This is a genomic window from Thomasclavelia sp. (genome assembly GCF_017889095.1).
Classification (GTDB): Bacteria; Bacillota_I; Bacilli_A; order Erysipelotrichales; family Coprobacillaceae; genus Thomasclavelia.
The window spans coordinates 1-6,892 of the sequence record NZ_JAGHEW010000261.1 but is presented as its reverse complement, the minus strand read 5'-3'; the positions used below and the strand labels follow the sequence as shown (position 1 = coordinate 6,892).

Annotated in this window: 8 protein-coding genes; all 8 read left to right on the top strand. The window is 30.0% G+C overall.

All coding sequences use genetic code 11. The features are described from left to right. Positions 1–556 (top strand): glycoside hydrolase family 1 protein (locus J7M77_RS11685; protein WP_296878744.1); only part of this gene is annotated, 556 nt, incomplete at its 5' end. Positions 557–635: 79 nt separating this feature from the next. Continuing rightward, positions 636–1,301, top strand: a complete 666-nt coding sequence (locus J7M77_RS11680) for a GntR family transcriptional regulator (protein WP_296878742.1) — start codon at positions 636–638, stop codon at positions 1,299–1,301. Between the two features lie 332 nt (positions 1,302–1,633). Beyond that, on the top strand, positions 1,634–2,254 hold the full coding sequence (locus J7M77_RS11675; protein WP_296878740.1) for a CatA-like O-acetyltransferase, family 2: 621 nt from the start codon (positions 1,634–1,636) through the stop codon (positions 2,252–2,254). A gap of 9 nt (positions 2,255–2,263) precedes the next feature. Further along, positions 2,264–2,644 carry a DUF3795 domain-containing protein gene (locus J7M77_RS11670; RefSeq protein ID WP_296878738.1) on the top strand — a complete coding sequence of 127 codons (381 nt, stop codon included), beginning with the start codon at positions 2,264–2,266 and terminating at the stop codon, positions 2,642–2,644. 47 nt (positions 2,645–2,691) lie between these two features. Then, a complete protein-coding gene (locus J7M77_RS11665) occupies positions 2,692–3,102 on the top strand; it encodes a MarR family winged helix-turn-helix transcriptional regulator (protein WP_296878736.1) in 411 nt (136 codons plus the stop codon). A gap of 63 nt (positions 3,103–3,165) precedes the next feature. Next, positions 3,166–4,164: an NADH:flavin oxidoreductase gene (locus tag J7M77_RS11660; RefSeq protein ID WP_296878734.1), complete on the top strand. Its 999-nt coding sequence runs from the start codon at positions 3,166–3,168 to the stop codon at positions 4,162–4,164. Positions 4,165–4,299: 135 nt separating this feature from the next. Further along, positions 4,300–5,511: an MFS transporter gene (locus J7M77_RS11655; protein WP_296878731.1), complete on the top strand. Its 1,212-nt coding sequence runs from the start codon at positions 4,300–4,302 to the stop codon at positions 5,509–5,511. A 260-nt stretch (positions 5,512–5,771) separates the two neighbouring features. Next, on the top strand, positions 5,772–6,892 hold a 1,121-nt coding region (locus J7M77_RS11650), incomplete at its 3' end, for an ABC transporter ATP-binding protein (RefSeq protein WP_296878729.1).

Sequence of the window (6,892 nt, the reverse complement as noted above, 5' to 3'; positions counted from 1 at the left end):
TATCAAAGAAGAAGATCTTCAAATTTTAAAAGAAGGAACTGTTGATTTTTATTCATTATCATATTACCAGACAAATTGTGTAACAACAGACCCAAATGCCGAAATGACAGAAGGAAATTTACATGGTGGTGCTGTCAATCCATATCTTAAAGCATCAGCCTGGGGATGGCAAATTGATCCTGATGGATTAAGATACACTTTAAATAAACTACATAACCGCTATCCACATACTCCTTTTATCATTGTCGAAAATGGAATTGGAGCAGTAGATAAACTTGAAGAAGATGGAAGCATTCATGATGATTATCGCATCGAATATTTCCGTAAACATATTTTAGCTATGGATGAAGCCATTAAAGATGGTGTACCACTTATTGGTTATACAACATGGGGTCCAATTGACCTGGTTTCCGCTGGAACAGGTCAATATGCTAAACGTTATGGATTTATCTATGTTAATAGACATGATGATGGTACTGGAGATTTTTCAAGAATAAAGAAAGATTCTTTTGCATGGTATAAAAAAGTTATAGCTAGTCATGGTGAGGACCTTTAAAAAAAATATATAGCGAAAGATAGTCTTTAATGATATGATAAAGTCATTAAAGACTATTTTGGTGAAAGAAGGGTGATCAATGCAAACATTATTAAAAGATCAAGCGTATCAGGCGTTGTTGGATATGTTATGGGCAGGAGAACTTAAAGTAGGAGAAATTTATTCACTTACTAAAATTGCCCAAGAACTTCATATTTCCAGGACACCACTTAGAGATGCAATTCAAAGACTAAGTGATGAAAAGAGAATCGATATTTTACCAAGTAGAGGTTTTCGTTTGCATAAATTGACAGATATAGAAATTAAACAAAGATATCATTTATCAATTTGTTTAGAAGGCTATGGAATCATTAGATTGATTGAAAAATATCAACTAGATCCTAATGATTCCTATGTAAAAAAATTAGATGAATGTATAGATAAAATGGAAAAAGGATTAAATAAAAAAAGAGCGTTTAAAGATAAATATCAGCTTGATAATAATTTTCATAAAGCCCTTGTTGATTCAATAGATGATCAATTTGGCGACTATTTATCTCTTAAAGACCATGGTTTTATCAATATTCCTGAACTTCATTTATACGCTAAAGAATTGGATATGCATAAAATGCTAGCATTTAATAAACGCATCGTAAAAGCCATTAAAGAAGGAAACTATGAAGCGGGATATAAAACTATCATGGAAAATGCTGATTATGTTTACGGAGTTTATATTCGCGGTGCAAAAGAAGTAGAGAACTTATAAATTAAAAAATAATGAAAATGAGTGGGTAATAAATTATTAGAGATAAAGTTTTGATAAAATAATATTGTTAAGATGGAATCTAAAGAGCTTTACTAATCTTTGGATTTCATCTTTTTTTATAAAAAGTAAAAAATGTGTATAATTAATTTTATCAAATCATGATTTACTAAATCATGATTTGATAAAAATGAAAGAACGTTAATTCAAGTTTTATTGAGTTACCAGATTATTAATTTTGCACTCTTATAACTAAATAGTTAAAAAAATATCGAAAATCACCTTTTTAAAGTATATAATAATAAAATAAACTATTTTGACAAAGAGGTGAGATGATGAAAGAAGTAGATTGGAAACAGACAAATCGAGCAGTAAGTTATCAGTTGTATATTAATGCTCCAATGCCTATGGTGACTATTTTTAAAACATTAGATATTACTAAATTATTGTTTTTAAAAAAGCAGGGCTATAAATTAAATATGCTAATGTGTTATTGTATTGCTTTAGCTGCTAAAGAAACCAAAGAATTTTATTTACTTCCAGTAGGAAAGAAATTATATGAATATGATCAAATAGGGATTAATGTCATTGTTGCTAATAAAGATGGCGGAATTAATACTTGCGATATTCCTTATTATGATAAACTAATTGATTTTAATCAGGCTTATTTAACATTAACCAGTCAAGTTGCTTTAACTTGCCAGGATCATGAAATAAGCGATACAATGATTGTAGGAACTTCCAGTTTAGTTAAATATGAAATAGATGGGATTATTAATATGTATAGTGGTATCTATAATAATCCATTTATGTTATGGGGCAAATATCAAGAAGATAAGGAATCAGTGAAATTAAAAGTATCTTTTCAATTTCATCATGTGCAAATGGATGGAAATGAAGCTTGTGCTTTTTTAGAAAGATTGCAAGAAAAAATTAATAATTTAAATGTTGATTAGGTGATTATGATGAAACGGGGCTTTGGTTATTGTGGTTTAGCTTGTGACTATTGTAATGAAAATAGTGATTGTTTAGGGTGTAAAAAAGGTGGCTGCATTGATAAAGATAATTGTAAAAATTATCAATGCTGTACTACTAAAAATTATACTTATTGTTTTGAATGTCCGGATTTCCCATGCCAGGATAGTATTTTACATAAATTAAGGATTCGTACTTTTTGTAAATATATAAAATTGTACGGTGAAAAGGATCTTGCAAATCGCTTAAAAATTAATAGTGAAATGGGAATTCAATATCATTATGAAAATGGTCATATCGGTGATTATGATCAGTTTGATAATGAAGAAGCTATTCTTAATTTAATTAAAAATGGAAAAAAGATTGTTTAAATATGTATATGTGATATAATGATGTATATACATCAAAAGGAGGAAACGTGAACTCATCTGATTGTTATTGTTTAAAAATGAAAAAAGCATCTAATAATTTAACCAATTTTTATGATCAAAAACTAGCAGCTAGTGGCGTTACTTTAGGGCAGTATTTTACTTTATTAAATGTAGCCACTTGTAAACGTGGAACAATTAAAGAACTAGCTGATATGGCAGGTTTAGACCGCTCGACCTTAGCTCGAAATATCAAAGTATTGATTAAACAAGGTTTAGTTATTGATGCTAAAGAAGATGGTTGTCGTGATAGTAAAATAGTTTTAAGTGAAACTGGTAGGCAAACTTATCATCAGGCTAAAAAACTATGGGAACAGGCCCAATTAGATATTCAAGCTTATTTAGGCGAAGATGATGAAAAATTAGACCAGTTATTAAAAAAAATTAGTGAAATTAAATGAGATGGAAACATCTCTTTAATTTAAGTCTAATTGATGTATATACATCAAAAAAAGGAGAAAGATATGATCAAAGAAACATTCAAATTGAAAAACTTAACCCTAAAAAATCGTTTAATTATGGCACCTGTAGCCTTAGAAAAATCAGATCATGGTACCGTGACTCCAGAATTATTGCAGTATTATGATCAAAGAACTCAAGGTGGCTATGTTGGTTTAGTAATCATTGAACATAGTTTTGTTCGAAGTGATGGTAGAGCAAGCAAACATCAATTATCAGTAGCTAATGATAATGATTTACCAGGTCTAACAAAATTAGCTAAAACAATTCATCAAAATGGAACTCTTGCGTTTATGCAAATATCACATGCCGGGGCAGCTATTAAAGAAGGTGTAGTTGACGTGGAAGGAATTAGTCCTAGTGCGATTACTAATCCTAATGGCAGTTTAGGCGGTGGAACGTTTAAAAAAACTCATGCAATGAATCAAGAAGAAATAGATGCATTAATCAAAGCGTTTGTTGAAGCAGCACTTAGAGTAAAACAAGCTGGTTTTGATGGCGTGGAAATCCATAGTGCTCATGGTTATTTATTAAATCAATTTTATTCACCATTAACTAATCATCGTCAAGATCTTTATACAAGTGCATCAATTGATGGCAGAATTAAATTACATCTAGAATTAATTAAAGCTATAAAACAGGCAGTTGGTGATGATTTTGTTGTCGGGATGCGTTTAGGTGGTTGTGATTACATGGAAGGTGGCAGTACAATTGCAGATAGTGTTGCGGCAAGTATCAAACTGCAAGAAGCGGGATTAGATTTTATTGATATTTCTGGGGGTATGAATTTCTTTGTTCGCGAAGATCATCAAGAACCTGGTTATTTTAGTGATCAGGCAAAACCAGTAAAAGAAGCACTATCAATTCCCGTTATTTTAGCTGGAGGGGTAAAAAATATTGATCAGGCTGATGAATTATTAAAACAAAATGTAGCTGATTTAATTGGCGTAGGTCGTGCTATTTCTAAAGATGCTTCATGGCCAAAAAATAATATGCAAGATTAAAGATTAGAAGTTTGTAAATCTTATTTACAAAACAACTAATCTTTTTCTTCTTTTTTGCAAACCTAATTTAAAAAGAATCATAAACTCTATGTTTTAAAAAAGATCTTTGTTATTTTTATTATCGGAGGCGATAGTATGGATGGTTTGTTGAAAAGAACAAAAAAATTGGAAAGAAAAAGTTTATTAAAATGTTATCAAAATAGTTATTTAAGTTATTTTTTGATGTATAACTTTTATTATTTATCATGGGCTTTGTTTAGTGCTTTAATTTCAGTCTATCTGATGGATAAAGGCTTTAAAGCTAGTGAAGTGTCATTAGTTGTTTCGGCTTCATTTTTGACATCAATGATCACTCAGCCTTTTATTGGTCAATTAAATGATCGTTATGATATTAAAAAAGTCAATACAGTTTTATTTGTTATTGCTGCTTGTGGCGGTCTGGCTTTTATGCTTGCAAACAGTTTAGGGATGATCATGATTAGCTATAGTATTGTTTTAATGATGATCAATGGGGTCAATCCGGTTATGGAAAAGATTGCTACTACTTCACCATATCAGTATGGTAAAATTAGAATTTGGGGAACGATTGGCTATGCTTTAGGTTCTCAGTTTGCTGGACTTTTATATGACAAGATATCACCAAAATCAATCTTTGTTGTTTTTGTCATGACGATGATGTTTTGTATTATCGGACTATTAGGAACTACACCTAGTCAAAGTACAGCAGCAACAAAAGAAACCGCAGATTCTAAAAAGCAATCAGGAAGTATATTAAAGAACCGTAAATACTTGTATTATTTAGCTATCTGTGCCATCTTTTATGGTGTTACCAATATGGGTAATACCTTTATACCGACAATGTTAACGGATAAAGGGTTAGATGTTGATATTGCTTCGACCATTTTATCGATAGCTGTTTTTTGTGAAGCGCCGTTAGTCTTATTTTCCAATAAATTTATGGATAAGATAGCCAATAAAACACTATTAATCATCTCAATCAGTATGGTATGTTTACAGTGCGTTGTATATGGGTTTGATTTACCGATGGTCTTTATCATTTTAGCGACATTGATGGCCAAACATCCAGCTGGGATGTTATATATCATGATCAACTTAAAAGTAGTCAATACGTTAATCGATGAAAAGAATCAAATCACTGCTTTAGCTTTTGTAGCAACATTAAAGAATTTAGTATCAATTATATTTCAAAACTTTGCTGGACAAATACTAGACATAACAACATATTCAAATTTATATCTGATTTGTTTAGGATTGATGATTGTCGCATTAGTTTTGGTTATTTTCTTTAAAATCGACAGTGGTAATGATAAACAGTTATTTAATTAGGCAAACTATTAGAAATTAATAGTTTGTCTATTTATGATATAAAGAAACTATAAATGACTTTAAGAAAAATTAACTATTTAATGTAAGTTTGTCTAAAAGCAGTTAGTAAAAAGATAAAGATATAAATCAAGTAAACAATATTCATTTAATTATAAAAAGTAAATACCAAGTTAATGAAAAATGCAGTATTTTTAAATGTTCAAAGATGGCTATTTTTGTCATTTGTGCTATAATGGTTAAGCTAAAGGAGGGAAATTTTGATGAAGATAATGAAAAAATTTATCAGTTATTATAAACCTTATCAAAAAGTATTTATTATTGATATGATTTGTGCTTTGATTATTAGTTTGGTTGATTTAGCTTTTCCACAAATACTAAACTATTTAAACGATACTTTATATAAATTATCATCAGCTGAAATTATGAATAGTTTATTAGTTTTAGCGGTTATTTTATTAATCATGTATGGAATCAGAGCTATTTGTAAATACTATGTATCGGCTCAGGGGCATATTATGGGAGCCATGATGGAAAGAGATATGCGTAAAGATTTATTCGATAAATATGAACAGTTATCTTTTTCTTATTATGATCGTAATAATACTGGGGAAATGATGAGTAAGTTAGTTAGTGATTTATTTGATATTTGTGAATTTGCACATCATGGACCAGAAAATATTTTTATTTCGTTACTTAAAATCATTGGTTCATTTATTTTATTAATGTATATTCATGTACCGCTAACATTATTATTAATATTAGTAACGGCAATGATGCTATTCTTTTCTTTACGACAAAATAAACAGATGCAAAAAACATTTATGGATAATCGTCGTAAAATTGCTGGTGTCAATGCTTCACTGCAAGATACTTTGGCAGGAATTCGAGTTGTTAAGTCGTTTGCTAATGAAGATGTTGAAAAGAATAAGTTTTCCAAAAGTAATGAAAGATTTTTAGAAAGTAAGAAAAATAATTATCATTGTATGGGGAAATTCCAAGGTGGTAATAATTTCTTTCAGGGCTTGTTATATGTAACAATTTTAGTTGCTGGTGGGTTATTTATTGCTGATGGCAGCTTAGAACCAGTATCTTTAGCTACTTATGCCTTGTATATTAATATCTTTATTACGCCAATTGAAGTGCTAGTTGAGTTTACGGAAATGCTACAAAAAGGTTATTCAGGATTTAAAAGATTTAATGAAGTCATGGAAACAACGGTTGAAATTAAAGATGCACCTGATAGCCATGATTTAGAAAATGTTCAAGGAGTTATTGATTATAAAGATGTAAGTTTTGGCTACGGTGATGAAAAAGTTTTAGAAGATCTAAATATTCATATTGATTCTGGCAGATCAGTAGCACTAGTTGGACCTTCGGGTGG

Bases quoted from the DNA above. Each gene is read 5' to 3' on its own strand.
- J7M77_RS11655 (WP_296878731.1), top strand. From the start codon at position 4,300: ATGGATGGTTTGTTGAAAAGAACAAAAAAATTGGAAAGAAAAAGTTTA.
- J7M77_RS11675 (WP_296878740.1), top strand. From the start codon at position 1,634: ATGAAAGAAGTAGATTGGAAACAGACAAATCGAGCAGTAAGTTATCAG.
- J7M77_RS11680 (WP_296878742.1), top strand. From the start codon at position 636: ATGCAAACATTATTAAAAGATCAAGCGTATCAGGCGTTGTTGGATATG.
- J7M77_RS11670 (WP_296878738.1), top strand. From the start codon at position 2,264: ATGAAACGGGGCTTTGGTTATTGTGGTTTAGCTTGTGACTATTGTAAT.
- J7M77_RS11660 (WP_296878734.1), top strand. From the start codon at position 3,166: ATGATCAAAGAAACATTCAAATTGAAAAACTTAACCCTAAAAAATCGT.